Genomic DNA, 24,641 nt, shown 5'->3' on the forward strand with positions numbered 1-24,641 from the left:
GGGACCCTGTGGGAGAGTAGGACGCCGCCGAACAATTATTGTGGGAAAGCCCCGCACCAGCCCTTACAGGGCACGGTGCGGGGCTTTTCTGCGTTGACGGGCGGGTGTTCCGCCTCCTGTAAGGTCAGGGGGCATCGTTCGACATTTCTACAGTCACAGTGGGAGGCCCCCGGGTGGAGGTCCAGGAGACTCGGGTTCAGACCGACCGAATTTTCACCATTCCGAACATCCTGAGCATGGCTCGCCTCGTCGGCGTACCCGTGTTCCTGTGGCTGATCCTGGCCGAGCACGACGGCTGGGCGCTCGCCGTCCTGATGCTCAGCGGGATCAGCGACTACCTCGACGGAAAGCTCGCGCGGCGCTGGAATCAGATCAGCCGCCTCGGGCGCCTGCTGGACCCGGCCGCGGACCGCCTCTACATCCTGTCCACCCTGTTCGGCCTCACGTACCGGGGGATCCTGCCGCTCTGGCTCACCGCAGCCCTGCTCGCGCGTGAGCTGATGCTGCTGGTCATGGTGTGGATCCTGCGCCGGCACGGCTATCCGCCGCCCCAGGTCAACTTCCTCGGCAAGGCCGCGACCTTCAACCTGATGTACGCGTTCCCCTTCCTGCTGGTCAGTGACGGGACGGGTTGGTTGGCCTGGACGGGGTCAGTTTTCGGATGGGCGTTCGCCGGATGGGGTACAACCCTCTATTGGTGGGCAGGAGTCCTGTACGTGGTGCAAGTCCGCCGGATCGTGAAGGCGGACGCCACGGCCGATTGAGCTCGCTCGGCGCCTGCTGACGCGGAGGAGTTGCCCAGTCACCATGCGCGACGGGTGATGTCGGCTAAGACGTAGTCTCTCAAGGAGGACTCTTCCGACATGAAGGCCGTCGTGATGGCCGGCGGCGAGGGCACGCGCCTTCGCCCCATGACCTCAAGCATGCCCAAGCCGCTCCTGCCGGTGGCGAACCGGCCGATCATGGAGCATGTGCTCAGGCTGCTGAAGCGGCATGGACTCAATGAGACCGTGGTCACCGTGCAATTCCTGGCGTCACTCGTCAGGAACTACTTCGGTGACGGCGAAGAGCTCGGAATGGAGCTCACCTATGCCAACGAGGAGAAGCCACTCGGCACCGCCGGCAGCGTGAAGAACGCGGAGGAGGCGCTGAAGGACGACACCTTCGTCGTCATCTCCGGTGACGCCCTGACCGACTTCGACCTCACCGACCTGATCCGCTTCCACAAGGAGAAGGGCGGCCTCGTCACGGTCTGCCTGACCCGGGTGCCGAATCCCCTGGAATTCGGCATCACCATCGTGGACGAGGAGGGCAAGGTCGAGCGCTTCCTGGAGAAGCCGACCTGGGGACAGGTGTTCTCGGACACCATCAACACCGGCATCTACGTGATGGAGCCGGAGATCTTCGACTACGTGGAAGCGGACGTCTCGGTGGACTGGTCCGGCGACGTCTTCCCGCAGTTGATGAAGGAAGGCCGGCCGATCTACGGCTACGTCGCCGAGGGCTACTGGGAGGACGTCGGCACCCACGAGAGCTACGTCAAGGCCCAGGCCGACGTGCTCGAGGGCAAGGTCCAGGTCGACATGGACGGCTTCGAGATCTCGCCGGGGGTCTGGATCGCCGAAGGCGCCGAGGTGAGCCCGGAGGCGGTGCTGCGCGGACCGCTGTACATCGGGGACTACGCCAAGGTCGAAGCCGGTGTGGAGATCCGCGAGCACACCGTCGTCGGGTCGAACGTCGTGGTCAAGAGCGGCGCTTTCCTGCACAAGGCCGTCGTGCACGACAACGTGTACATCGGGCCGCACAGCAATCTCCGCGGCTGCGTCATCGGCAAGAACACCGACATCATGCGGGCCGCCCGGATCGAGGACGGGGCCGTCATCGGCGACGAGTGCCTCGTCGGCGAGGAATCGATCATCCAGGGGAACGTGCGCGTCTACCCCTTCAAGACGATCGAGGCCGGAGCCTTCGTCAACACGTCCGTGATCTGGGAGTCCCGCGGGCAGGCGCACCTCTTCGGCGCGCGCGGGGTCACCGGCATCCTGAACGTGGAGATCACCCCCGAGCTGGTGGTCCGGCTCGCCGGCGCCTACGCGACGACCCTGAAGAAGGGGGCGACGGTCACCACCGCGCGTGACCACTCCCGAGGCGCGAGAGCGCTGAAGCGGGCCGTGATCTCGGCGCTCCAGGCCAGCGCCATCAACGTGCGGGACCTGGAGAACGTACCGCTGCCCGTGGCCCGCCAGCAGACCGCGCGCGGCAGTGCCGGCGGGATCGTGCTGCGGACCTCACCGGGAGTGCCGGACTCCGTCGACATCGTGTTCCTCGACGAGCGGGGCGCCGACCTCTCCCTCCAGCAGCAGCGCAAGCTGGACCGCGTGTACGCGCGCCAGGAATACCGTCGCGCCTTCCCCGGCGAGATCGGCGACCTGCAGTTCCCGGGAAGCGTCTTCGACGCGTACACGGGTTCGCTGCTGCGCCGGGTGGACATCACCGGCGTCGCGGACTCCGGGCTCAAGGTGGTCGTGGACGCCTCCAACGGCAGCGCCGGGCTCGTACTGCCCAGCCTGCTGGGCCGGCTCGGCGTGGACGCCCTCACCGTCAATCCCGGTCTCGACGAGACCAGGCCGACGGAGACCGCGGAGACCCGGCGGGCCGGACTGGTGCGGCTCGGGGAGATCGTGGCCTCCTCGCGGGCCGCCTTCGGCGTCCGCTTCGACCCGGTGGGCGAGCGGATCTCCCTGGTGGACGAGCGCGGGCGGATCATCGAGGACGACCGGGCACTGCTGGTGCTGCTCGACCTGGTGGCCGCCGAGAAGCGCAGCGGGAAGGTGGCGCTGCCGGTGACCACGACCCGGATCGCCGAGCAGGTCGCGGCGTACCACGGCACCCAGGTGGAGTGGACGACCACCTCGCCCGACGACCTGACCCGGGTGGGCCGGGCGGAGAACACCATCTTCGGCGGTGACGGCCGGGGCGGCTTCATCGTCCCGGAGTTCAGCAGCGTCTTCGACGGGTCGGCGGCCTTCGTGCAGCTGATCGGGCTGGTCGCGCGGACGCAGCTCACGCTGAGCCAGATCGACGCCCGGATCCCGCGGGCGCACGTCCTCAAGCGGGACGTACCGACCCCGTGGGCGGTCAAGGGGCTCGTCATGCGCCGGGTCGTGGAGGAGGCCGGGGACCGGCAGGTGGACACCACGGACGGGGTGCGGGTCGTCGAGGCCGACGGACGGTGGGCGCTGGTGCTCCCGGACCCGGCGGAGGCGGTCACGCACCTGTGGGCCGAAGGCCCCGACGACGCCTCCGCGCAGGCGCTGCTGGACGACTGGGCGGCGGTCGTGGACAGCGCCGGGCGCTGAGTCACCCGACGGAACGCCGCAGGTCGCAACTCCGGTGGGACGGGCGGGGCGCAGGCCCGGCCCGTCCCACCGGGCGGCCGCATTCGGTGTGTGCGGCGCCGACATGCGACGATGTGCGGCATGTCGCAGCCGCCCCCCAACCGGAGTTCCGACCCGCCCCCGGACGTCGTCCAGGGGGCTTCCCGGCCCGCGCGGCCGGACGCCTCCATGTCGCTGCTGACGCACGTGATGGACCACGGTCTCGACGAGGGCTACGCGGAGGCCTCCGAGCGCCGCGCGTCGGACGGTACGGCGGGGCTGCCGCGCAGCCTGAAGGCCAAACTGGGGCTCGCCGCGGGGCTCGTCCTCGCCGCGATGGTCGTCACCCTGGGCGCCGCGCAGGCGCGGGTCGCCGCGCCGGTGCTGGCCAAGGAGCGGCAGGAACTGATCGACCGGGTCGACCGGGCCGACGCGCGCGCGGACGGCCTGGAGCGGGACATCGAGACGCTGCGCAAGACCGTCGCCGACCGCCAGCGCGAGGCGCTCAAGCAGCACGGCGGCGACCGGGGTGAGCTCGTGGCGCTGCTGTCCGGGGCCACCGAGCTGAGCGGGCCCGGGATCAAGCTGACGGTGGACGACGCCAAGGGCGCGTCTTCGGGCAATGGCACCAAGCCCCGCGAGAGCGCCGGGTTCTCGGACACCGGGCGGCTCCGCGATCGGGACATGCAGAAGATCGTCAACGGGCTCTGGCAGTCCGGGGCGGAAGCGATCTCGATCAACGGCCAGCGGCTGACCTCGCTCTCGGCGATCCGGGCCGCGGGTGACGCGATACTGGTCGACAACAGGCCGCTGGTGCCGCCGTACGAGGTGCTCGCGATCGGCGACAAGAAGCGGCTGGGAACGGCGTTCCAGGACTCCGCGGACGGCCAGTACCTGCACGTGCTGCAGGAGAGCTACGGGATCCGCTACGCCTTGTCCGCGCAGGACGAGGTGCGGCTGCCGGCCGCGTCGAGCCTGACCGTACGTACAGCCACAGCAGCAGAGCAGCAGAAGGGTGCATCGTGATCGCGGTACTGGGCCTCGTGGCCGGAGTGGTGGCCGGACTTCTGGTCCGGCCCGAGGTGCCGGCCGTGGTGGAGCCTTATCTGCCGATCGCCGTCGTGGCGGCGCTGGACGCGGTGTTCGGAGGCCTGCGCGCGATGCTGGACGGCATCTTCGTCGACAAGGTCTTCGTGGTGTCGTTCCTGTCGAACGTGGTGGTGGCCGCCCTGATCGTCTTCCTCGGCGACAAGCTGGGCGTCGGCTCGCAGCTGTCCACGGGTGTGGTCGTCGTCCTGGGCATCCGCATCTTCTCCAACGCCGCGGCCATCCGCCGGCACGTGTTCCGGGCGTGAGGCCGATGAGTACGAACGACACCCCGCCCGAGGAACCGACGGGTGCGGAGCAGCCGTCCAAGGAAGTACCGGCCGAGCCCGCGCAGACCGGCCGGCAGCGGCTGGCTGCCGGGCTGTGGCCGCCGCGCGTGAGCCGGGCCCAACTGATCGTCGCGGTGCTGCTGTTCGTCCTGGGTCTCGGTCTGGCCATCCAGGTGCGGTCGAACAGCGACTCGAGCGCCCTGCGCGGGGCACGGCAGGAGGACCTCGTACGGATCCTCGACGAACTGGACGGGCGGACCAAGCGGCTGGAGGACGAGAAGCAGACGCTGGAGGAACAGCGCAGGGAGCTGGAGAGCAGCTCCAACCAGGCCGAGGAGGCCCGGAAGCAGACCGTGGAAAAGGAACGGCAACTCGGGATCCTGGCCGGTACGGTGGCCGCCCAGGGTCCGGGGATCGTGCTGAAGATCTCGGATCCCAAGGCGCAGGTGCAGTCGGACAAGCTCCTGGACACCCTCCAGGAGCTGCGGGCCGCCGGGGCCGAGGCGATCCAGATCAACGGTGTGCGGATCGTGGCGGACTCGTACTTCTCGGACGAGGGCGGTGGCGTGGCGATCGACGGTAAGAAGATCACACAGCCGTACGAGTTCAAGGTGATCGGCAAGCCGCAGGATCTGGAGCCGGCGCTCAACATTCCGGGCGGCGTCGTCCAGTCGCTGGAGAAGGAGCAGGCGGTCGTCACCGTCACACGACCGGCGAAGATCGTTGTGGATGCCTTGCGTGCCGCGAAGCAGCCTGACTACGCTCGGTTGTCATCGCCGTGAGACGGGACGGGGAGCGGACCGGCTCACGCCGCTTGATGCCTGCGGGGGGTCGACGCGCCGAAGTCGCGGTGCGTGGTGGAAACTGTCTGATGGTTACGGACGTTGTAAGTATGTCCGGGTCGGCAGGTGTTGCATTCGGAGTTCGTCCTGCCCCACGGGCGGGTCTGTTTCGGTCAAGGGGAATCGCCCGTGAAGTTGTTTGAGAAGTTGTTCGGCAAGAAGAACCGCGAGGAAAGCGGTGCGGCCAGGCACCGCGCGGGGCACGGAGACGTGGAGGGGCAGGGCGACCGGCCGCTCTTCCGGGACGAGGTCGCCGGCGCCGGTGACATTCCGGGCGCGCAGGGCGCGTCGGCTGTTGACCCTGCCGGTACCGGACGCATAGGTTTCGGTGAACCATCAACCTCAAGTACGGGTGGAGGGTTTGCGCCCGACCCGTATGCCACCAACGCCTCCGCGGGGCAGCCGCGGCGCGAGGAGCCGTCCATGTCGGCCGAGCAGATTTGCAGCAGGTGCGGGCACCGCAGCGATGCGGCCAGCCGATTCTGCTCCAACTGCGGGGCGCCGTTGCGGGCGGGCCTGACGCCGGAGCGTGCCTCGGAGACCACGTCCACCATCTCGATCTCGGGCCTCGAGGCCTACGAGGCCGAGGTGTCGGGACAGACGCACGTGTCGTCCTCGCTGTCCCCCGAGGCCCAGGCCGCGGTGGAAGCGCTGCCTCCGGGTTCCGCCCTGCTGATCGTGCGGCGCGGCCCCAACTCCGGCAGCCGCTTCCTCTTGGACGGCGAGCTCACGACGGCCGGCCGGCACCCGCAGAGCGACATCTTCCTGGACGACGTCACCGTCTCCCGGCGCCATGTCGAATTCCGCAGGAGCCAGGACGGGGGCTTCACCGTCTCCGACGTCGGCAGTCTCAACGGCACGTACGTGAACCGGGAACCGATCGACTCCGTCTCCCTCCACAACGGTGACGAAGTGCAGATCGGCAAGTACCGGCTGGTCTTCTACGCGAGCCTGCGGGGGCACTGACCCTTCAAGGGAAGGTCCCATGCTGCGTACCCCGGCAGGCGGTGCCGCCAAGAGCGGCGCCGCCGGCACCGCCGCCTCCGCCGGGCGGCTGGTGAGCATCGGCACGGTGCTCACGATGCTGCGTGACGAGTTCCCCGACGTGACGATCTCCAAGATCCGTTTCCTGGAAGCGGAGGGGCTCGTCGAGCCCACGCGCACGCCGTCCGGATACCGCAAGTTCAGCACCGGCGACGTGGAGCGCCTCGGGCGCATCCTGCGGCTCCAGCGCGACCACTACCTTCCGTTGCGCGTCATTCGCGAGCAGCTCGACGCCCTCGCCCGGGGCGAGCAGATCCGCATCCCGGCGCCCGCGGCGCACGGGGAGTCCATCGACCCCACGAGCCCCGTCGCCCTCTACGGCGAGGTGGGCCGGGAGCGGCCGACCGTGGCCCGCGTGGGCCGGGCCGAGCTGATCGCCGCCGCGGAGGTGGACGAGGTGCAGCTCGTGGAATGGGAGTCCTACGGGCTGCTCGCCGAGGCACCGGGCGGCGGATTCGACGCCGAGGCCGTCACCGTGGCCCGTCTGGTGGCCGATCTCGGCAGATTCGGGCTGGAGCCGCGCCATCTCCGGGCGATGAAGGCCGCGGCCGACCGGGAGGCCGGGCTGGTCGAGCAGGTCGTCGCGCCGCTGCGCCGGCACCGCAATCCGCAGACCAGGGCGCACGCGGAGGCCACCATGAAGGAGCTCGCGGGGCTCTCCGTGCGCCTGCACGAGGCGCTCGTACAAACGGCTCTCGGAGTGCGACTGCACTGATTGTGGGGCCTTCCGAGGGGTTCCGGAGGGCCTCTGGGGGCAGGCTTGGGGGAGCCCGACTACCCAAACCGGCCGGGCAGGTCCTAGGGTTGCTGTGTGAACGAGCTCGACGTTGTGGGTGTCCGGGTGGAAATGCCCTCGAACCAACCGATCGTGCTCCTGCGTGAAGTGGGAGGCGACCGGTACCTCCCCATCTGGATCGGACCGGGGGAGGCGACCGCCATTGCCTTCGCGCAGCAGGGCATGGCCCCTGCCCGTCCGCTGACGCACGACCTGTTCAAGGACGTGCTGGAGGCGGTCGGCGAGGAACTCACCGAAGTCCGGATCACGGATCTGCGGGAGGGCGTTTTCTATGCGGAGCTCGTCTTCGCCAGTGGAGTCGAGGTGAGCGCGAGGCCGTCCGACGCCATAGCGCTCGCCCTGCGGACCGGGACGCCGATCTACGGCAGCGACGGCGTGCTGGACGACGCCGGAATCGCGATTCCGGACGAGCAGGAGGACGAGGTGGAGAAGTTCCGCGAGTTCCTCGACCAGATCTCGCCCGAGGACTTCGGTACCGGCCCGCAGTGAGGCTCGGGCCGCCTCGTGCTCCGGGGAATCGAAGCCCATTCGAGTAGCCTTTCCCCGCTTTGGGGTACGGGAAACCACTCTCAGGGTGATTATCACTCGGCGTGCCGAGTGTGGCGATCGTTGACGCACCCCTGGTGACTGCCTACCTTCGAGGTGGCAGGTCAAGGACGGAGGGTCGGCGTGAGAGTCACGGGCGACGGTATGACCGGGGGCATCCCCGCACGGAGTGACGGTGGGCCGTACCCGCTGCACGGTGGTGCGGTAAGTTCCGCGCGCCGTCAGCCGGAGCCCGCGCCGGTCGGTTCGATGGGGCCGGTGGGGCCCCAGGGTGGCGAGCCGGTCGCGGAACAGGTGGGCTACCGCGGGCCGACGGCGTGTGCCGCGGCCGGCATCACGTACCGGCAGCTCGACTACTGGGCGCGGACCGGGCTGGTGGAGCCGAGCGTACGGTCCGCGTACGGGTCGGGCACGCAGCGCCTGTACAGCTTCCGCGACGTGGTGGTCCTCAAGATCGTCAAGCGCTTCCTGGACACCGGGGTGGCGCTGCAGAACATCCGCACCGCCGTGCAGCACCTGCGCGACCGCGGTTTCTCGGACCTCGAGCGCATGACCCTGATGAGCGACGGCGCCACGGTGTACGAGTGCACCTCCCCGGAGCAGGTCGTCGGCCTGCTCCAGGGCGGTCAGGGAATCTTCGGAATCGCCGTCGGCGTGGTCTGGCGCGACGTCGAGAACGCGCTGTTGCAGCTGCACGGAGAACGCGTGGACACCGGCGAGACGGTGGCCGGCCACAACCCCGCGGACGAGTTGGCCGCGCGGCGCAACCGGGCCGTCTAGAGGGCTCGGAAGGGACGGTCCGGCAGGAGGGTGCCGGTCCGTCCGGCACCGCCCGCCCGCACGGCGGGCCAGGCCGGACCGCCTGGGGCCGATTGTCGGTGGCGTAGGGCAGCATCGGGGTTGTGAGAGCCGCGCCGACCATCCTGCATCTGGACATGGACGCCTTCTACGCCTCGGTGGAACAGGCGTCGAAGCCGAGCCTGCGCGGCAAGGCCGTCATCGTCGGCGGGCTCGGGCCGCGCGGGGTCGTGGCCACCTGCTCGTACGAGGCCAGGCGGTACGGGGTCCACTCGGCGATGCCGACGGCCCAGGCGCGCCGGCTCTGTCCGAACGGGGCGTACCTGATCCCGCGCTTCAGCCTGTACCGGTCGGTCAGCGACATCGTCATGGCCCTCCTGCGGGAACTGTCCCCGCTCGTCGAGCCGCTGAGCCTGGACGAGGCCTTCGTGGACCTGGAGGCGGGCGGCGTCGCCTTCGACGCGGCGGGTGCGCGGGCCGCCGGGGAGCGGCTGCGGGCGGACATCATGGCCGCGACCGGGCTCAGCGGATCGGTCGGACTGGCCGGGTCCAAGATGCTGGCCAAGGTGGCCTCCGAGGAGGCCAAACCGGCGGGGCTGCTCCTGATCGAGGTCGGCACGGAGCGGGCGCACCTCGCGCCGCTGTCGGTACGGACCCTGCCCGGGGTGGGGCCGGCCACGGGCGAGCACCTGCGGCGGGCCGGGATCACCACGGTCGGGGAGCTGGCGAAGGCCGGCGAGGACGAGCTGGTCCGGATGGTGGGGCGCTCGCACGGGCTCGGGCTGTACCGGATGGCGCTGGGCCTGGACGAGCGGCCGGTGGTCGCGGAGCGCGACGCGAAGTCCGTGTCGGTCGAGGACACCTTCGACGTGGACCTGCACGACCGGGTGCGGATCCGCGGCGAGGTGGGGCGGCTCGCGGACCGGTGCGTGCACCGCCTGCGGGAGTCCGGGCACTCGGGGCGGACGATCGTCCTCAAGGTGCGGCGCTACGACTTCTCCACGCTGACCCGGTCCGAGACGCTGCGGGGCCCCACCGACGACCCGGCGGTGGTGCGGGAGGCCGCGGCGCGGCTGCTGGAGGCAGTGGACACCACGGGCGGCGTGCGGCTGCTGGGCGTGGGCGTGACGGGGCTGGCGGACTACACGCAGGAGGACCTCTTCGCCTTCGCGCTGGCCGCCCGTGCGGACGGCGAGGCCGCGCCGACGGCTGAGGCGGGCGAGGCGGGCGAGGCGGGCGAGGCGGGCGAGGCGGGGGCGACGGGGGCCCCCGGAGCCGTTGAGCCGGACGGGGCCGCGGGGGCTCCTGAGGCGGCCGGGGCGGGTGCGGGCGCAGAAGCGCAGGAGTCGGCGGAGGCCAGTGGGGCGGAGGACGAGCCGGCCGCCGGGGCGCCGGCGCCCGGGGGAGGAGCCGTGGCCGCTGAGGCGGCCGCCGGCGGCGGACCGCCCGGCGAGGCCGGGGCGGTCCACGGGAGGCTCTGGCAGGCGGGGCAAGACGTTCGGCACACGGTGTACGGGCCGGGGTGGGTCCAGGGCAGCGGGGTCGGGCGGGTGACCGTGCGGTTCGAGCGGCCCGGTTCGGAGCCGGGCCGGGTGCGCACCTTCCTGGTGGACGATCCCCAGCTCGAGCCGTCCGATCCGCTGCCGCTGGTGGGCGTACCGGCCGGACCCCGAGGAGGGGACCGGCGAGATCCGGAAGGGACGGCCTGAGGGCTGTCCCGCAATCCCCGGCGGGCGCACGACGCCAGCTACGGCACCTCGCCGCGTTGTCGGAACGCCCGAATACGCCCAGTATGGGGGCGCTCCTCCGCCTTGCGATGCACCGCATCCGACGCCGTGCGCTGACCCACCGGGGATTGCGGGACAGCCCTCAGCCCTCGTCACCCGCGAGCCGGCCGAAGTCGCGCCGGAACTCGCTGGGGAGGGCCACGTCGAGGCCGTAGTGGTGGTAGAGCTGCAGCTCCTGTTCGGGGGAGAGGTGACGGCCCACGCCGAAATCGGGCGCGTCCTTGATGAGGGAACGCTCGAAGGGCACGTGCAGGGTCTCGCCCACCAGCTCGCTCGGTTCCAGCGGGACGAAGGCGTCCCGGCTGAAGAGGCCGGTCCGTACGGCGGCCCATTCCGGGACGCCCGTGGCGTCGTCGAGGTAGACCTCGTCGATGGTGCCGATCTTGGTGCCGTGGCGGTCGAACGCCTTGCGGCCGATCAGGCTGCGCGGATCGATGTCAGTCTGCACGGTCCGGTCCCTCCACTGGTCGCAACTCCTCCGTTATGACTACAAAAGTGCATTTCCGGAGAGGGGGCCACTCGAGGGAGGCCCCGGATCCTCGCTGGTAGGCTGGGTGACGGCTGTTGACCCTGTGCGGGAGAGTCCTCCGAGTGAGCTCGACGGAGGCGCCGAAGGAGCAAATCCTCCCCGGAATCTCTCAGGCATACGTACCGCACGTAGGTGAGGCCACTCTGGAAAGCAGGGCGGGTACCGGGCGCGCAGTGCCGGTTCCCCTCCTCACCGACGGTGAAAACCGGACCTCGCGAGCGATCCTCGAGGGGCCCGGTGAAACTCTCAGGTTGTGATGACAGAGGGGGAGGCCGTCCGGGTGCCCGCGCCGAGGCACCCCTCGCAGGTCGTACGACCAGGAGGCCTCCGTACATGACCGCCAACCGCATTCCGCTCTCCCAGCTGGAGCGAGGCATCCCCTTCGAGCAGCGCCACATCGGCCCGGATGCCGAGGCGCAGGCCAAGATGCTCGCCCAGGTGGGCTACGGCTCCCTGGACGAACTGACCGCCGCCGCGGTACCGGATGTGATCAAGACCACTGACGCGCTGAACCTGCCCGAGGCGCGGACCGAGGCCGAGGTGCTGGCCGAGCTGCGCCAGCTCGCCGACCGCAACCAGGTCCTCTCCTCCATGATCGGTCTCGGCTACTACGGGACGTTCACGCCGCCGGTGATCCTGCGCAACGTCATGGAGAACCCGGCCTGGTACACGGCGTACACGCCCTACCAGCCCGAGATCTCCCAGGGCCGTCTCGAAGCCCTGCTGAACTTCCAGACCGTCGTCGCCGAGCTGACCGGCCTGCCGACCTCGGGCGCCTCCCTGCTCGACGAGGGCACCGCGGCCGCCGAGGCCATGACGCTCGCCCGCCGCGTGGGCAAGGCCAAGGGCAACGTCTTCCTCGTCGACGCCGACGCGCTGCCGCAGACCATCGCGGTGATCCAGACCCGTGCCGAGCCGATCGGCATCGAGGTCGTCGTCGCCGACCTGTCCGGGGGCGTCCCGGCCGAGGCCGCCGAGCGCGGCGTCTACGGCGTACTGGTCCAGTACCCGGGCGCCTCCGGTGCCGTTCGGGACATCAAGCCGGTCATCGACCAGGCGCACGAGCTCGGCGCGATCGTCGCCGTCTCGGCCGACCTGCTCGCCCTGACCCTGCTGACCTCCCCGGGCGAGCTGGGCGCGGACATCGCGGTCGGCACCACGCAGCGCTTCGGTGTCCCCATGGGCTTCGGCGGACCGCACGCCGGATACATGGCCGTCCAGGCCAAGCACGCCCGCTCGCTGCCCGGCCGCCTCGTCGGCGTCTCCGTGGACGCGGACGGCAACAAGGCCTACCGCCTGGCGCTCCAGACCCGTGAGCAGCACATCCGCCGCGAGAAGGCCACCAGCAACATCTGCACCGCGCAGGTGCTGCTCGCCGTCATGGCCGGCATGTACGCCGTCTACCACGGTCCGGACGGCCTGCGGACGATCGCCCGCCGCACCCACCGCTACGCCGCCCTCCTCGCCGCGGGCCTGACGGCCGGCGGGGTCGAGATCGTGCACGGCGCCTACTTCGACACCGTCACCGCCCGGGTCCCCGGCCGCGCCGCCGAGGTCGTGGCCGCCGCCCGCGAGGGCGGGGTCAACCTGTACCAGGTGGACGCCGACCTGGTCTCCGCCTCCTGTGACGAGACGACCCTGCGCGCCGACGTCGAAGCCGTCTGGGCGGCCTTCGGGGTCGAGGCCGACCTGGAGGCGCTCGACGCCACCACGGCCGACGCGCTCCCGGAGGGACTGCTGCGCGAGGACGCGTACCTGACCCACCCGGTCTTCCACCAGCACCGCTCCGAGACCGCGATGCTGCGCTACCTGCGCAAGCTCTCGGACAAGGACTACGCGCTGGACCGCGGCATGATCCCGCTGGGCTCCTGCACGATGAAGCTGAACGCGACCACAGAGATGGAGTCGGTCACCTGGCCCGAGTTCGGCCAGCTGCACCCGTTCGCCCCGGTGGAGCAGGCGGAGGGGTACCTCACGCTCATCACCGAGCTGGAGGAACGTCTCTGCGAGGTCACCGGCTACGACAAGGTCTCCATCCAGCCGAACGCCGGCTCCCAGGGTGAGCTCGCCGGCCTGCTGGCCGTCCGCGCCTACCACCGGGCGAACGGTGACGAGCAGCGCACCGTCTGCCTCATTCCGTCCTCCGCGCACGGCACCAACGCCGCGAGCGCCGTGATGGCCGGCATGAAGGTCGTCGTGGTGAAGACCGCCGACGACGGCGAGGTGGACGCGGCCGACCTGCGGGCAAAGATCGAGCAGTACCGCGACGAACTCGCCGTGCTGATGATCACCTACCCCTCCACGCACGGTGTGTTCGAGGAGCACGTCGCCGAGATCTGCGCCCAGGTGCACGATGCCGGCGGCCAGGTCTACGTGGACGGCGCGAACCTCAACGCCCTGGTGGGCCTGGCCAAGCCGGGTCACTTCGGCGGCGACGTCTCGCACCTGAACCTGCACAAGACCTTCTGCATCCCGCACGGCGGCGGCGGTCCGGGCGTGGGCCCGGTCGGTGTCCGGGCGCACCTGGCCCCCTACCTGCCGAACCACCCGCTGCAGCCGACCGCCGGTCCCGAGACGGGCGTCGGCCCGATCTCCGCCGCGCCGTGGGGCTCGGCCGGCATCCTGCCGATCTCCTGGTCGTACGTGCGGCTCATGGGCGGAGAAGGCCTCAAGCGCGCCACCCAGGTCGCGGTGCTCGGCGCCAACTACATCGCCAAGCGCCTGGAGCCGCACTACCCGGTGCTCTACACCGGGCCGGGCAACCTGGTCGCGCACGAGTGCATCATCGACATGCGCCCGCTGTCGAAGGCGACGGGTGTCAGCATCGACGACATCGCCAAGCGTCTGATCGACTACGGGTTCCACGCGCCGACCATGTCCTTCCCGGTCGCCGGCACGCTCATGATCGAGCCGACGGAGTCCGAGGACCTCGCCGAGATCGACCGCTTCTGCGACGCGATGATCGCGATCCGCGCGGAGGTCGAGCGGGTCGCGGCCGGCGAATGGCCGGTGGACGACAACCCGCTGGCCAACTCCCCGCACACGGCGGCGGCGCTGGGCGGCGAGTGGAACCACCCGTACACCCGCGACGAGGCCGTCTTCCCGGGCGGGGTCTCCGCCGCCGAGAAGTACTGGCCGCCGGTGCGCCGCATCGACGGTGCCTTCGGTGACCGGAACCTGGTGTGTTCCTGCCCGCCGCTGGACGAGTACGACAACTAGGACCCACGGGTTCCAGGCAGACGAAGGGGCCGGTCCGGGAGTGGTACTCCCGGACCGGCCCCTTTCGGCACCGGCTGCCGGCGGACGGGCCGCGGCTAGGCCGCCCTCATCCCGTGCGCCGCGAGGGCGCGGTGGGGCGCGATGATCTGGCCGTCCGGCAGCAGCTCACCGGTGTCCTCGAAGAGCAGGACGCCGTTGCACAGCAGGCTCCAGCCCTGTTCCGGGTGCACGGCCACGGGGTGTGCGGCCTCCCGGTCGGCGGAGTCGGCGGTCGGGCATGCTGGCTTGTGCTGGCACATGGATGCGTTCTTTCGCTGCGGTGTGGTGTGCGTGCTGCGGCTCGATGCGTTGTTCATGGCCGCCCCCCGTATCAACGACTCGGCTTGGTCAGGGTCCCCAGTGTTCCCCGACGACAGGGTGTCCGCAGGGATTTCCCCGCAGCTGTCCTCATGGATTGATGACGCATCACTCGTGCGGGCGGTTCAGCTCAACTCCCCTGTCCTTTCGGATGGTTCGCAGGGGGCCCGAGTGGGCTAGGCCGAATGGGCCGGACGGATGGGCGCCGTCCGGCGCGGGTGGCCCGCTCAGGCGGCAGGCGCCGCCACCGAGGGCGGGACCGGCGGCGCCGACGGTGTGAGCCGGTGGGTCAGGACGGGCAGCAGTTCGGAGACGGGGTGCGGCCGGTAGGCGGCGATGCCCGGCGGGGCGGGTGCCAGCGGGATCAGCAGATCGGCCGCGGCCGGCAGTCCGGCGGAGGCGTCGGCCCCCACCGAACCGTGCAGCCACAGCGTCAGCATGTACAGCTCGGGAACGGACAGCAGTCGCGGCTGGTAGTTCTTGCCGAGCGATTCCGCCTGGCGCAGCGCGCGTTCGGTGGCGGCGACGTAGGGGCCCTCGAAGAAGTGGGAGAAGGCCCAGCCGTCCGGGGTGAGCCGGGTGTCGGCCGCCGCGACGTAGCGGTCCCCGCTGCGGATCAGGAACCGCCAGCCGGTCAGCCTGGTGCGCGGGGGCCTGCCGCCCGAGGGCAGGCCGGAGATGTTCAGCCGGTCCAGGACGTGGACGGGCAACGGCAGTTCGGCGGTCATCGGACCCTGGAGGTCCCGCAGGGCCGGCGTGTGCGCCTCATGGACGGCCGTGGGGGAACCGAGGGCCGCGAGGACGCTGCGCAGGGCGGGCGCGGGAGCCGGAGGGACGTGCAGCGGCATGGTGGGTCGCCTCTCACTTGGGAGACCGGTGGATCGGGGGCGAGGTGCGGGTGCGGGACGGCGCTGTCGCATTCTGGGGCCAGAGGGGGGCCGAGGGGCAATGGCCGCGCGCCAACTCTCTGCCTCGTTTGCGGAGTTTATACGACCTGTGTTCACGCAGTGTTTCGGCTAGCTGTCCCGCCCATTACCTGCAAGACGCTTACCGGCCCCTCTGACATCACATATATGCCCGGTGCGCGCAAACATGAAGCGCTGACCTCGGAGGTTACCGGACGGGGGCTCGGCTGGAAAGCGCCTGTTATCCGGAACCGGCAAAGTCGACGCGGTATTTGCTGACGCGTCCTTGCCAGGTGAATGTGCCAAAGCGCCTGTCGGCCAAACCGGCGCGCGCTCCTGTCCGGTCACGCCCCTTCCGCGTTATCGATCACTCCGCCGGGGCATCATCGAGCGTAACGCGCGCCTGGGCCGACGGATCCCTTCCAATCCGGCCAGGCCCACTCGAGGAGGGACGCTCCGATGGGGGAGAAGGTCGTGGCGGGCGGATTCGACCTGTCCGATCGGCAACGGTACCGACGGAAGCTCCACGAGTGTCTGGAGGGACTGGAGCGGCTGCTGGCCGAGAAGAGGTTCGATCGCCCGAAGAACATGATGGGGCTGGAGATCGAGCTGAATCTCGCGGGTTCCGACGGTTTGCCGAGAATGGTGAATGCGCAGGTTCTGGAGCGCATAGCGAGCCCCGATTTCCAGACCGAACTGGGAATGTTCAACCTGGAGGTGAACGTACTGCCCCACCGGCTCGGCGGCCGCGTATTCGACCAGCTCGCCGAAGAACTGAGCGCGGGGCTCGGCTATGCCCACCGCCAGGCCGTGGAGATCGACGCCGGGGTGGTGATGATCGGCATTCTGCCGACCATCTCCCGGGCCGACCTGGTCACCGCCAACCTCTCGGCGGTGGACCGCTACTCGCTGCTGAACGAGCAGATCCTGATGATGCGCGGCGAGGACTTCACGCTCGACATCGACGGGGTGGAGCGGCTGACCTGGACCTCCGGGTCGATCGTGCCGGAGGCCGCCTGCACCTCCGTACAGCTGCACCTGCAGGTGACTCCGGGCCGGTTCGCGGACGTGTGGAACGCGGCGCAGGCGGTGGCCGCCGTACAGACGGCCGTCGGCGCCAACTCGCCGTTCCTGTTCGGGCGCGAGCTGTGGCGGGAGTCGAGGCCGCCGCTCTTCCAGCAGGCCACCGACACCCGGCCGCCCGAACTCCAGGCGCAGGGAGTGCGGCCGCGCACCTGGTTCGGCGAGCGGTGGGTGGACTCGGCGTACGAGCTCTTCGCCGAGAACGTCCGCTACTTCCCGGCCCTGCTGCCGATCTGCGACGAGGAGGAGCCGCTGCGGGTGCTCGACGAGGGCGGCGTACCGGCGCTCCAGGAACTGGTGCTGCACAACGGCACCGTCTACCGGTGGAACCGGCCCGTCTACGGAGTCGCCGACGGGGTGCCGCACCTGCGCGTGGAGAACCGGGTGCTGCCGGCCGGACCGACGGTGGCCGACGTCGTCGCCAACGCCGCTTTCTACTACGGCCTCGTACGGACCCTCGCGGACGAGCCGCGGCCGGTGTGGAGCCGGCTGCCCTTCGCGGAGGCGGAGGCCAACTTCGACGCGGCCTGCCGCTACGGCATCGACGCCCGGCTGCGCTGGCCGCGCAAGGGCCGCGGCGGAGGGCTGGCGAGCGTGCCGGCGGTGCGGCTGGTCCTGGACGAGCTGCTGCCGATGGCGGCCGCCGGGCTGGACGCGTGGGGCATCGAGCCGGCCGACCGGGACCACTACCTCGGCATCATCGAGGAGCGGTGCCGGCGCCGGGTCAACGGAGCGACCTGGCAGGTGGACACCTACCACCGGGCGCGCGCGGCCGGGCTGGAGCGGGACGCGGCGCTGGCCGCGACCACGCGCCGCTACAGCGAGCTGATGCACAAGGGGGAGCCGGTGCACACCTGGCCGGTCGGCCTCGCGGAGGAGGAGGTGGGCGCCGCGGCGGCGGTCGGGGGCTGACCGTGGCGCGCGCGGGTCCCGCGTCTTCCGCCCGGTCATCCGTTCCCGCGCCGACGAGGCAGTATGGGGTGATCGAACGGAATGCCCCAGCGAGAGGTCGCGGTGGGCGGCGCGACGGGAGACGGGCGTGCGGACGGAACCGGAAGCTGCGGTCGGGGAGCTCGGCGAGGGCCCGGACGGGCGGCGGGCGCTCCTGCGCACCGAGACGCTGCTCGTGCTCGCCCTGTCCCTGGGCGCGAGCGGCCTCTCGGCTCTGATCAGCTTCATCGGGTCGCTGACCAAGCCCGGCGGGCTCAAGGACCAGGCCGCCACGCTCAACGGCTCGTACGCGCCCGGCCGGCCCTGGCTGGACCTGGCCTGGCAGCTCTTCGGTATCGCCAGCGCGCTCGTACCCGTCCTGCTCGTCGCCCACCTGCTGACCCGGGAGGGCGCGCCGGGCCTGAAGGCACTGGGCTTCGACCGCAGCCGGCCCCTGTGGGACCTGGGCCGGGGTGCGCTCGTCGCGGCCGGCATCGGGAGCGCCGGACTCGCCTTCTACCTGGCGGCGCGGGCCACCGGCTTCAACCTGACGGTGGTGCCGGAGGCGCTGCCCGACGTGTGGTGGAAGTTTCCCGTGCTGATCCTCTCCGCGGTGCAGAACGCCGTGGTCGAGGAGATCATCGTGCTGGCCTACCTGCTGCGCAGGCTCGGCCAGCTGGGCTGGTCGCCGATGGCCGCGCTGATCGCCAGCTCCGTGCTGCGCGGCTCGTACCACCTCTACCAGGGCGTCGGCGGCTTCATCGGCAACATGGTGATGGGCGCGGTCTTCGTCCTCGCCTACCGGCGCTGGGGCCGGGTGGGTCCTCTCGTCGTCGCGCACGCGCTGCTCGACATCGTGGCCTTCGGCGGATACGCCCTGCTGGCGGGCAAGGTGGGCTGGCTGCCCACGCCGTAGGCCGCAGTCGGCGCCGTCGGCGCCGTCAGGAGGTGGGCGGGGCCGTGAGCAGTTCGCCGTCGATCACCGTGACGGCGCTGCCCGTCAACAGCGTACGGTCGCCGGCGAGCCGGACCGCGACCAGACCGGTGCGCGCTCCGCCCTGGAGACCGACGAGCTCGGTGCGGCCCAGGCGCGCGGCCCAGAAGGGTGCCAGCGCGGTGTGGGCGCTGCCGGTGACCGGGTCCTCGTCGATGCCGATGGCGGGGAAGAAGCCGCGGGAGACGAAGTCGTACCCGCGGGAGGGGTCCTCGGCGGCCGCCGTGACGATGATCCCGCGGTGGGCGTAACCGCGCAGGGCGGGCAGGTCGGGCGTGAGCGAGCGTACGGCCTGCTCGTCCGCAAGCTCCACGACCAGGTCGCCGATGTGCGCCGAGGTGTCGTGGACCGACTTGATCTCGGCGCCCAGGGCGCGGCGCACCTCGGCGGCGGGCTCGGCCCCGGTCAGGGAGGACGTCGGGAAGTCCAGGGTGATCCGCCCGTCCCCGGCGGCCTCGGCGGTGAGGACGCCGCACCGCGCGGTGAAGCGGATCAGCCCGCGGGCGAGGCCGCTCGCGGCGAGGACGTGCGCGGTGGCGAGGGTCGCGTGGCCGCACATGTCGACCTCGCCGGACGGGGTGAACCAGCGCAGCGCCCAGTCGGCCTCCCCGCCGGGTGGCAGGGGGTGGGCGAAGGCGGTCTCGGAGAGGTTGACCTCGGCGGCGACCTGCTGGAGCCAGGCGTCAGGAGGGAAGCCGCCTTCGAGGAGCAGGACTCCGGCGGGGTTGCCCGCGAAGGGGCGGTCGGTGAAGGCGTCCACGATTCTGATGCGCATGTCACCGACCCTAGGGAGCTGCCGGAGGGGGTCGCAAAGGCCAATTCGGGCTGACTGGACTGGACTGTCCCGCACTGGACCGTAGTGGACCGGACTGGACTGTCGGGGACTGGATTGGATTGCCTCCACGGGCCCCCTCACCGGGCCCGCCCCGCGGTGACTCAGGCCGGATGCAGCACGGCCATGGCGATCTCACGCACGCGGTCCAGCGTGATCCCGGTGCGCTGTTCGACGGCGAGCGGGTGGTCGGTGGGCTCCAGCTCGATGGAGGGCCGCCGGCCGATCGGGCGCGTGTGGGCGTTGGTCTTCAGATCGCGGGTGCCCTCGGAGTAGAGCGCGAGCTCGGTGGTGAGCCAGCCGAAGTAAGGCTTCTGCGCCTCGCGGCCCTCCGTGTCCCACACCTCGAGGGCGCGAGCGAAGTCGTCCCTGCTCAGCGAGACCCAGACGCCCCAGGAGAAGACGTCCTGGCTGCCGATCACAGGTATCTCGACCAGACCCTTGATGAAGAAGTGCTGGCCCTTGATCACGCACCGGTCGGACGACAGCATGCTGTCCGGGTCGTTCTCGAAGCTGGGATCCCAGTCGTCGGGGGCCCTGGTCGAGTAGCTCATGGGCAGCTCTGCGTGGTGGTCGCCGCAGCACGAGCAAGTGAAGCCGAGATCGTTAGACATGGCGTGAGCCTAGTGCTGTCGCACCGGAGTTGCCCCGGACCGCTCGACGGGGGTCGACGGGGGCTCGACGGCCGCTCGCGGGCCTCGCGGACCGGACCGGCCGTCTCTCCTTCGCCCTCACGCCCCGGCGTCCGCCCCGTCCCCGAAGTGGAGCTCCAGGAGACTCCGGAGATCGCCAGGCTGTTCGCTGGAGTTGTTTCCGATATATCGTTGACGCATCGCGATGGGTCAACGATAGTGGAGACATCACACCAGCGACACGAAGAACACCGAATGGGGAAAGGAGCGCAGCCATGCGTTCACACGGACAGCACGGACACGGCCACGAGCACCAGCACGAGCACGGACGGGGCCACGGTCACTGCGGGCCGGACCGTCGGGAGGAGTTCCAGGGGCGGCGCGCCGCTTTCGGACCGTTCGGGCCGCCCTTCGGCGGTGGTCCCTTCGGCGGGCGCGGGGGGCGCGGCGGACCGCGCGGCCGGGCCCGGCGGGGTGATGTGCGCGCCTCCATCCTGGCGCTGCTCGCCGACCGCCCGATGCACGGCTACGAGATGATCCAGGAGATCGGCGAGCGCAGTGGCGGGGCCTGGAAGCCCAGCCCGGGCTCGGTCTACCCGACCCTGCAGATGCTCGAGGACGAGGGGCTCATCACCAGCGAGAGCGAGGGCGGCAAGAAGCTGTTCACGCTCACCGACGCCGGCCGGACCGAGGCCGGGTCCGGCCCGGACGCCCCCTGGGCGGAAGCCGGGCGCGGTGTCGACTTCGAGGCGATGAACGAGATCCGGACGGCCGGTTTCGGCCTGATGGAAGCCTTCGGCCAGGTCTTCAGGACCGGCACCTCCGTACAGCGGGAGAAGGCCCTCGCGGTCATCAACGACGCCCGCAAGAAGCTCTACCTGATCCTCGCCGACGAGCACTGAGTCCGGCCGGCGGGACCCTCCCGCACGCGCAGCGCGCCCCGCGAGTTCCTGGCGGGGCGCGCTGTCGTACGTACGCGGGGGCCGGGTGGTCGTCGTACTGGTTGGAGTGAGGGCACTTCCAACCAGCGTGGGGAGGCGGGACGGCGCAACCGGTCAAGGTCCGCGGACTGTCCGAGCAGGAGGGTCAGGAGCGTTCACCCTCGCCAACTCGAACCACCCCAACCACACCGTCCAGACCAGGGCCCTGCACGCCTACCTCCGCCGGCGCAACAAGAACGCCCGCCGCCCCGACGTCCTGGCCGCCCAACGACGCGAACGAACGCCCGCATCCGCAGCGAGAAAGGCATCCGCTGGGGAGGACGCCACCTGCAAGCAGCGGCATGATCAAGGCAGATGGCTCGTTGGCTCGATGGCGGATGCAGTCAACTCGTCGGACGGAAGTGAACGATGGTGACGTCATCGGTCGACCTGATGTCGGGATAGTGGAACCGCAGCCTGTCTTGCAGCTCGGCAAGATCGCGAAACCCGTCGGCGACAGCGTCCGCCTCGGTCAACGCGGCAACTCCCTTGGAAGTGATCTGAGTGACCACACCGGGCAGCACTACCTCGTCATCCAACTCGAACACCATGTTCACGGGGCCCGTCTCCACTGGGTCTCGGAACCGCACCGTGGTCGTCTTCCGCCCAGTGCGTACAGCATCGAGATAGGTGCGATGGAAATGCAGAGACTGCATCGCGGCCGAGCGCAGCGCGCTGTCGGACCCCGCGGACGTCGGCAGATGCATCGTGCTGTCCATCCAGCAGACATTACTCATACACGTCCCCAAGGCATGCAACCCGGTGAACCTTTCCGGTCGCAGCCCTTAGGCGACCACGCCCGCCAGCTTGCGGAGCGACTCGTTCAGCGCGGCGGTGGCGGAGTCCTTGAGCTTTCCCGCCATCAGGGAGACCGCGGCGCCCGAGAACTCCCCGTCGATGCGGACCGTGGTGGCCGCGCCTTCGGGGATCAGGGTGTAGCGGGTCAGGACGGCCACGCCCATCGGCCCCTTGCCGGTGATCGCGATGACCCGCTCCTCCTCCAGCTCGGAGACCGTCCAGAGGATCTCGGCCGGGAAGCCCATCATCTTCATGTTCTCGGCGAAGGTGGATCCTATGGCGAGGGTCTCGGGACCGCCCTTCGGGAAGTTGGTGTGGGTCATGCTCCACTGGCCGTAGGCGTCCCAGTCGGTCAGCTGGGACCAGAGCTTCGCGGCGGACGCCTCGATGCGTGATTCCGCGGTGACTTCAGCCATGCGACCACCCCTTCTCGTCAGGTACGTGCGGCGGAACGTAGTCCCGGCGGACGCAACATTCAAGACTGACGACCTGTCAGATATCGGGGGGCGGGCCGCTGCGCACCGCCTCCGCCGCACGGCCCGTCTCAACAGGCGTCACGCCCGCGTCGCTCCTGACGGGCCCTGTCATGATGTCCGAATGCAAGCGTCGGGGAAGTACGCCGGACTGAGCCTCGCCCTCGTCTCGGCGATCGCGTTCGGCGGTTCGGGTGTGGCGGCGAAGCCGCTGATCGAAGCGGGTCTGGACCCGCTCCACATGGTCTGGCTCAGGGTGGCCGGGGCGGCCCTCGTGCTGTCCCCGCTGGCGTGGCGCCATCGCGATCTCGTACGCCGCAAACCCCTGCTGCTCGCCGGCTTCGGACTCGTCGCCGTGGCCGGGGTCCAGGCCTTCTACTTCGCTTCCCTGTCCCGGATTCCGGTCGGAGTGGCCCTGCTGCTGGAGTATCTGGGCCCGGCGCTGCTGCTCGGATGGATCCGCTTCGTGCAGCGCAAGCCGGTGACCCGGTCCGCCGCGGCCGGCGCCGCCGTGGCCGTCGTGGGACTGGCCTGCGTGGTGCAGATCTGGGCCGGACTGAGTCTCGACCTGCTCGGGGTGCTGCTCGGCCTCGCGGCCGCCTGCTGCCAGGCCTTCTACTTCGTCTTCGCCGACCAGGGCAGCGACGGGGACGACCTGCCCCACCCCATGGGCATGATCGCGTACGGCATGATCATCGGCACCCTCGTGATGACGGCCGTCGCGAGGCCGTGGCAGATGGACTGGCGGGTCCTGGGCGGCGACGCGGCGGTCGGCGACCTGATGGTGCCGGCTCCGGCGCTGCTGGCCTGGGTGGTGCTGATCGCGACGGTCTTCGCGTACCTGACCGGAGTGATCTCCGTACGCCGGCTGTCGCCGCAGGTAGCGGGGGTGGTGGCCTGCCTCGAGGCGGTCGTGGCCACCGTGCTGGCCTGGGTGCTGCTCGGCGAGCACCTCGCGACCTGGCAGATCGTCGGCGGCGCGCTCGTCCTGGGCGGGGCCTTCATCGCACAGACCTCCCGGCCCGCCGGGGCCGGGGCCGGGGTGGGGGCCGGCGTCGCGGAGCCGGTGGCCGCCCTGGACCGCGATCCGAGCAAGGTCTAGGATCCGGATCATGCCGTTGACCGTGCTTCCGCCTCCCGCCGCCTAGCGCGGGCGGTCGCCACCACGTAGCAGAACCCGGCCCGGGCCATGACCCGGGCGGATGCGCGCCGCCCGCGAAGCGATGACCTGCCCTCCTCATCCTTCACGCACGCGCGGAGACCTCTCGTGTCGAATCTTTCGCCCGCCACCGGGCGCAGCCTGCTGTACCTCGTCGTCGCCGGAGCCGCCTGGGGGACCGCCGGTGCGGCCGCCTCGCTGCTCTTCCTCGCCAGTGACCTCGGCCCGATCGCCCTGTCGTTCTGGCGGTGCGCGGGCGGGCTGGCGGTGCTGCTCGCGGTGCTCGCCGTACGCCGCCCCCGGACCGGGGCGGCGGCCGCCCCGCGGCCCTCGGTGGGGTCGCTGATCGGGACCGGGCTCCTGTTCACCCTCTTCCAGTCCGCGTACTTCGCCGCCGTGCGTGAGACCGGCCTCGCCGTCGGCACGGTGGTCACCCTCGGAGCCGGACCGGTGCTCATCGCGCTCGGCGCGCGGTACTGGATGGGGGAGCGGCTCGGCCGGGGCGGCGCCGCCGCCGTCGTCGGGGCGCTGGCCGGTCTGGCCGTGCTCGTCCTCGGCAGCGGCGCGGGCGAGGTCCGGCCGCTCGGTGTCGGCTGGGCGCTGCTGTCCGCCGCCGGGTACGGGGCGATGACCCTGCGGGCCCGGCTGCTCGGGCAGCGGGGGGCCCAGGGGGACCCGCTGGTCACCACCGCGTGGTCGGTCGGCGTGGGCACGGTGTGCCTGTTGCCGCTCGCCGCCGTGGAGGGGCTGCTGCCGCACGCGGCCGAACCGGTGCGGGTGCTGTGGCTGCTCGCGTACATGGCCACCGTGCCGACCGCGCTGGCGTACGCGCTCTACTTCAGCGGCGCCGCCGCCGTGCGCGCCGCGACCGTGTCCGTGATCATGCTGATCGAACCCGTCAGCGCGGCGGCGATCGCCGTCCTGCTGCTCGGGGAGCGGCTGACCTTCGCCGTGGTGCTGGGCACCGTACTGCTGCTGACGGCGGTGGGTGCGCTGATCGCGGCCGAGTCGCGCCGTCCCGCGCAGGAGGCGGAGAACGCGGCCGGGTCGGAGAGCGCGGCCCAGCCCGAGAGGGTGGCCGGGCCCGAGAGGGTGGCCGGGCCCGACACGGCGCGGAAGGCGCCGGAGGCGGTGGCGGCGCCTTAGGGCCCGTCCGCGGGCCGCAGGTGCGGCCCGCCGACCGG

23 protein-coding genes, 1 pseudogene and 1 riboswitch are annotated in these 24,641 nt (G+C 70.9%); of the genes and pseudogenes, 17 read left to right on the forward strand and 7 right to left on the reverse strand.

The annotated features are described in order from the left end of the window. The first annotated feature begins 173 nt into the window (after positions 1 to 173). The 10 genes from ABZY44_RS25735 to ABZY44_RS25780 all read left to right on the forward strand — a co-directional run bounded on the left by ABZY44_RS25735 (position 174) and on the right by ABZY44_RS25780 (position 10,488). Complete coding sequence (locus ABZY44_RS25735) at positions 174 to 764, forward strand: CDP-alcohol phosphatidyltransferase family protein (RefSeq protein ID WP_356657716.1); 591 nt, start codon at positions 174 to 176, stop codon at positions 762 to 764. Positions 765 to 863: 99 nt separating this feature from the next. Continuing rightward, positions 864 to 3,359 carry a mannose-1-phosphate guanyltransferase gene (locus tag ABZY44_RS25740; RefSeq protein ID WP_356657718.1) on the forward strand — a complete coding sequence of 832 codons (2,496 nt, stop codon included), beginning with the start codon at positions 864 to 866 and terminating at the stop codon, positions 3,357 to 3,359. A gap of 111 nt (positions 3,360 to 3,470) precedes the next feature. Further along, positions 3,471 to 4,403, forward strand: a complete 933-nt coding sequence (locus ABZY44_RS25745; RefSeq protein ID WP_356657720.1) for a DUF881 domain-containing protein — start codon at positions 3,471 to 3,473, stop codon at positions 4,401 to 4,403. Further along, a complete protein-coding gene (locus ABZY44_RS25750) occupies positions 4,400 to 4,732 on the forward strand; it encodes a small basic family protein (protein ID WP_356657722.1) in 333 nt (110 codons plus the stop codon). The genes ABZY44_RS25745 and ABZY44_RS25750 overlap by 4 nt, the downstream gene beginning before the upstream one ends. 5 nt (positions 4,733 to 4,737) lie before the next feature. Next, positions 4,738 to 5,535 carry a DUF881 domain-containing protein gene (locus tag ABZY44_RS25755; RefSeq protein ID WP_356657724.1) on the forward strand — a complete coding sequence of 266 codons (798 nt, stop codon included), beginning with the start codon at positions 4,738 to 4,740 and terminating at the stop codon, positions 5,533 to 5,535. Between the two features lie 483 nt (positions 5,536 to 6,018). Continuing rightward, positions 6,019 to 6,561, forward strand: coding sequence for an FHA domain-containing protein (locus tag ABZY44_RS25760; RefSeq protein ID WP_356657726.1), 543 nt, complete (start codon positions 6,019 to 6,021; stop codon positions 6,559 to 6,561). Between the two features lie 19 nt (positions 6,562 to 6,580). Further along, positions 6,581 to 7,354 (forward strand): MerR family transcriptional regulator, encoded by a 774-nt coding sequence (locus ABZY44_RS25765; protein WP_356657728.1) that lies wholly within the window; start codon positions 6,581 to 6,583, stop codon positions 7,352 to 7,354. A gap of 96 nt (positions 7,355 to 7,450) precedes the next feature. Continuing rightward, positions 7,451 to 7,924 (forward strand): bifunctional nuclease family protein, encoded by a 474-nt coding sequence (locus ABZY44_RS25770; protein ID WP_007262890.1) that lies wholly within the window; start codon positions 7,451 to 7,453, stop codon positions 7,922 to 7,924. A gap of 180 nt (positions 7,925 to 8,104) precedes the next feature. Further along, a complete protein-coding gene (locus tag ABZY44_RS25775) occupies positions 8,105 to 8,761 on the forward strand; it encodes a MerR family transcriptional regulator (protein ID WP_356657731.1) in 657 nt (218 codons plus the stop codon). A 122-nt stretch (positions 8,762 to 8,883) separates the two neighbouring features. Beyond that, positions 8,884 to 10,488: a DNA polymerase IV gene (locus tag ABZY44_RS25780; protein ID WP_356657733.1), complete on the forward strand. Its 1,605-nt coding sequence runs from the start codon at positions 8,884 to 8,886 to the stop codon at positions 10,486 to 10,488. Positions 10,489 to 10,648: 160 nt separating this feature from the next. Here the strand turns inward: ABZY44_RS25780 and ABZY44_RS25785 are convergent, their stop codons facing one another. After that, positions 10,649 to 11,014: a PRC-barrel domain-containing protein gene (locus tag ABZY44_RS25785; protein WP_356657735.1), complete on the reverse strand. Its 366-nt coding sequence runs from the start codon at positions 11,012 to 11,014 to the stop codon at positions 10,649 to 10,651. A 117-nt stretch (positions 11,015 to 11,131) separates the two neighbouring features. Next, positions 11,132 to 11,230: riboswitch (glycine riboswitch) on the forward strand. A gap of 198 nt (positions 11,231 to 11,428) precedes the next feature. Between ABZY44_RS25785 and gcvP the strand changes: the two genes are divergently transcribed. Next, entirely contained in the window at positions 11,429 to 14,314 is a 2,886-nt protein-coding gene (gene gcvP, locus ABZY44_RS25790; RefSeq protein WP_356657737.1) for an aminomethyl-transferring glycine dehydrogenase, read from the forward strand. A gap of 95 nt (positions 14,315 to 14,409) precedes the next feature. On the opposite strand, the gene ABZY44_RS25795 is transcribed toward gcvP, so the two are convergent. Continuing rightward, complete coding sequence (locus ABZY44_RS25795) at positions 14,410 to 14,613, reverse strand: DUF5999 family protein (RefSeq protein WP_356657739.1); 204 nt, start codon at positions 14,611 to 14,613, stop codon at positions 14,410 to 14,412. Positions 14,614 to 14,898: 285 nt separating this feature from the next. Next, positions 14,899 to 15,519, reverse strand: a complete 621-nt coding sequence (locus ABZY44_RS25800; RefSeq protein ID WP_356657741.1) for a hypothetical protein — start codon at positions 15,517 to 15,519, stop codon at positions 14,899 to 14,901. A 516-nt stretch (positions 15,520 to 16,035) separates the two neighbouring features. On the opposite strand from ABZY44_RS25800, the gene ABZY44_RS25805 reads away from it, so the two are divergent. Then, positions 16,036 to 17,571 carry a glutamate-cysteine ligase family protein gene (locus ABZY44_RS25805; protein WP_356657743.1) on the forward strand — a complete coding sequence of 512 codons (1,536 nt, stop codon included), beginning with the start codon at positions 16,036 to 16,038 and terminating at the stop codon, positions 17,569 to 17,571. A 193-nt stretch (positions 17,572 to 17,764) separates the two neighbouring features. Further along, complete coding sequence (locus tag ABZY44_RS25810) at positions 17,765 to 18,505, forward strand: type II CAAX endopeptidase family protein (protein WP_356657790.1); 741 nt, start codon at positions 17,765 to 17,767, stop codon at positions 18,503 to 18,505. 25 nt (positions 18,506 to 18,530) lie between these two features. On the opposite strand, the gene ABZY44_RS25815 is transcribed toward ABZY44_RS25810, so the two are convergent. Beyond that, positions 18,531 to 19,358: a PhzF family phenazine biosynthesis protein gene (locus ABZY44_RS25815; RefSeq protein WP_356657745.1), complete on the reverse strand. Its 828-nt coding sequence runs from the start codon at positions 19,356 to 19,358 to the stop codon at positions 18,531 to 18,533. 161 nt (positions 19,359 to 19,519) lie between these two features. Beyond that, complete coding sequence (locus ABZY44_RS25820) at positions 19,520 to 19,969, reverse strand: DUF2199 domain-containing protein (RefSeq protein ID WP_356657792.1); 450 nt, start codon at positions 19,967 to 19,969, stop codon at positions 19,520 to 19,522. 353 nt (positions 19,970 to 20,322) lie between these two features. Between ABZY44_RS25820 and ABZY44_RS25825 the strand changes: the two genes are divergently transcribed. Both ABZY44_RS25825 and ABZY44_RS25830 read left to right on the forward strand, forming a co-directional pair. Next, complete coding sequence (locus ABZY44_RS25825; RefSeq protein ID WP_356657747.1) at positions 20,323 to 20,949, forward strand: PadR family transcriptional regulator; 627 nt, start codon at positions 20,323 to 20,325, stop codon at positions 20,947 to 20,949. A 193-nt stretch (positions 20,950 to 21,142) separates the two neighbouring features. Then, positions 21,143 to 21,333 (forward strand): annotated as a pseudogene (locus ABZY44_RS25830) (IS630 family transposase); the annotation flags it as partial. 38 nt (positions 21,334 to 21,371) lie between these two features. Here the strand turns inward: ABZY44_RS25830 and ABZY44_RS25835 are convergent. Together ABZY44_RS25835 and ABZY44_RS25840 are read right to left on the reverse strand one after the other, a co-directional pair. Beyond that, a complete protein-coding gene (locus tag ABZY44_RS25835; RefSeq protein ID WP_356657749.1) occupies positions 21,372 to 21,746 on the reverse strand; it encodes an ASCH domain-containing protein in 375 nt (124 codons plus the stop codon). A 66-nt stretch (positions 21,747 to 21,812) separates the two neighbouring features. Beyond that, on the reverse strand, positions 21,813 to 22,241 hold the full coding sequence (locus ABZY44_RS25840; RefSeq protein WP_356657751.1) for an SRPBCC family protein: 429 nt from the start codon (positions 22,239 to 22,241) through the stop codon (positions 21,813 to 21,815). A gap of 181 nt (positions 22,242 to 22,422) precedes the next feature. Here ABZY44_RS25840 and ABZY44_RS25845 point away from each other — a divergent pair, with 181 nt between their 5' ends. Both ABZY44_RS25845 and ABZY44_RS25850 read left to right on the forward strand, forming a co-directional pair. After that, positions 22,423 to 23,400 carry a DMT family transporter gene (locus tag ABZY44_RS25845; RefSeq protein ID WP_356657753.1) on the forward strand — a complete coding sequence of 326 codons (978 nt, stop codon included), beginning with the start codon at positions 22,423 to 22,425 and terminating at the stop codon, positions 23,398 to 23,400. 165 nt (positions 23,401 to 23,565) lie between these two features. Beyond that, a complete protein-coding gene (locus tag ABZY44_RS25850) occupies positions 23,566 to 24,603 on the forward strand; it encodes a DMT family transporter (protein WP_356657755.1) in 1,038 nt (345 codons plus the stop codon). Positions 24,604 to 24,641: the final 38 nt, after the last annotated feature.

Source organism: Streptomyces sp. NPDC006544 (assembly GCF_040611715.1).
Classification (GTDB): Bacteria; Actinomycetota; Actinomycetes; order Streptomycetales; family Streptomycetaceae; genus Streptomyces.